Source organism: Photorhabdus caribbeanensis (assembly GCF_018448885.1).
Classification (GTDB): Bacteria; Pseudomonadota; Gammaproteobacteria; order Enterobacterales; family Enterobacteriaceae; genus Photorhabdus; species Photorhabdus caribbeanensis.
Map to the genome: position 1 here is coordinate 1 of NZ_RCWB01000088.1, position 2,237 is coordinate 2,237.

Here is a 2,237-nt window from a genome sequence, read left to right on the forward strand (position 1 = left end):
TAAAATCCGTGGCTTCCGCATTGAGCCGGGGGAAATTGAATCCCGGTTGATGGAACACCCAGCGGTGAGTGAATCTGTGGTATTGGCGCAAGGGGAAGGGCAGGAAAAACGGTTAGTGGCCTATGTGACGGCAGAGGCTCACGAGGGGTTGATTAACAGTTTACGCGAACATCTGAGCGTTCAGTTGCCTGATTACATGGTGCCGTCGGCCTTTGTGCGGCTGGATGCGCTGCCATTGACGCCGAACGGTAAATTGGATCGTCAGGCGTTACCGGCGCCAGACAATGACGCCTTTGTCCGCCAGGTTTACGCCGCGCCACAAGGAGAAACAGAAATCGCGTTGGCGGCTATCTGGCGTGAGTTGCTGGGGATTGAGCAGATCAGCCGGTATGACAGCTTTTTTGCTCTGGGCGGTCATTCGCTGCTGGCGATACGGATGGTTGAACGCTTGCGTCACTTGGGATTGTCGCTGACGGCGCGTGATCTGTTCCAGTCGCCAGTGCTGTCAGACCTGGCGAAAACGTTGGGACAGCATCAGGCTGTGATAGTGCCGCCTAACGTCATCACTCCGGCAACGACAGCCCTGACACCGGCGATGTTGCCGCTGATTGATTTGACTCAGGCTGACATTGACCGCATCGTCAGACAGGTGCCGGGCGGGGTGAGCAACATTCAGGATATCTATGCCCTGTCGCCGTTACAGGACGGTATTTTGTTCCACCACTTACTGGCAAACGAAGGCGATCCTTATTTGTTAACTGGTCAGATGGTCTTCGCTGATCGGGCTCTACTGGACCGTTATCTGGCGGCAGTGCAACAAGTTGTTGACCGCCACGATGTTTTGCGTACCGCTTTTGTCTGGCAAGAGTTGTCTGTACCGGCTCAGGTCGTCTGGCGTCAGGCGTCTTTATCGGTCACTGAATTGGATTTAGATCCGGCGGATGGGCCGATTGGTGAACAACTGGCTCAACGTTTTAATCCCCGTCATTATCGTCTTGAGCTGGATCAAGCGCCCTTGTTGCGGTTTGTGGTGGCGCAGGAGACGGATGGTCGTTGGGCGGTGTTGCAATTACTGCATCACCTGATTGGCGACCATACCACGCTGGACGTGATGAACAGTGAGGTTAAGGCGTATCTTGCCGAACGAGAGGAGAGTCTGACTTCTCCAGTCTCTTTCCGTAATTTAGTGGCTGAAGCCCGATTAGGCATGAGTCAGGAGGAACACACCCGTTTCTTTACCGAGATGTTGGCGGCGGTGGACGAACCGACGCTGCCATTTGGATTGACGGAGGTGCATCGTGATGGTTCACAGGTGACGGAATCCCACAGGATGCTGGCGCCTGAATTGAATGACCGTCTGCGTGGTCAGGCCCGGCGTTTGGAGGTCAGTCTGGCGGCTTTGTGTCATCTGGCCTGGGCGCAGGTGTTGTCGCGTACCAGCGGGCAAGATCAAGTGGTGTTCGGTACGGTGCTGTTTGGGCGTATGGCGGCGGGAGACGGGGCTGACAATGGCATGGGGCTATTTATTAATACCTTGCCGTTACGGCTGGATATCGATGAAACCCCAGTACGGGATAGCGTACAGACCACTCATACCCGACTGGCGGGATTACTGGCGCATGAGCATGCTTCATTGGCGCTGGCTCAACGTTGCAGTGGGGTTGCCAGCGGTACGCCACTCTTTAGCGCGCTATTGAACTATCGGCATAATGCTTTGTCGGCAACGTCAAATGAACTGATCAACGGTATTGAATTTCTTGGCGGACAGGAGCGGACCAACTATCCGTTAATACTGGCGGTGGAGGATTTTGGCGAATCCCTGGGGCTGACGGCGCAGGTCGTGCAGCCGTTTGATCCGGAAAGTCTGTGCGGTTATATGCAGCAGGCATTGGAAAGCCTGGCGACAGCGCTGGAACAGGCCCCGGAAATGCCGGTACGACAGTTGGACATTCTGCCGGAAACGGAGCGTACCTTGTTGTTAACAACCTGGAACGCGACGGAAGCCGCTTATCCTGACCAGTTATGTATCCATCAGTTGTTTGAACAACAGGCGGAAAGAACACCTGATGCGACAGCGTTAGTGTATGAAGAACAAACGCTCAGTTATGCGGAATTAAATGCCCGTGCTAACCGGTTGGCCCATCAGCTGATTGCGCTGGGCGTAGCGCCGGATCAGCGAGTGGCGATTTGTGTGTCGCGTTCACCGGCTATGGTGGTGGGAATATTGGCAATACTGA

1 protein-coding gene is annotated in these 2,237 nt (G+C 54.9%); it reads left to right on the top strand.

Going from position 1 to position 2,237, the window contains the following annotated elements; all coding sequences use genetic code 11:
* Window positions 1-2,237, top strand: a 2,237-nt coding sequence (locus EAE90_RS23020; protein ID WP_214055427.1) for a condensation domain-containing protein, incomplete at both ends; no start/stop codon positions are given.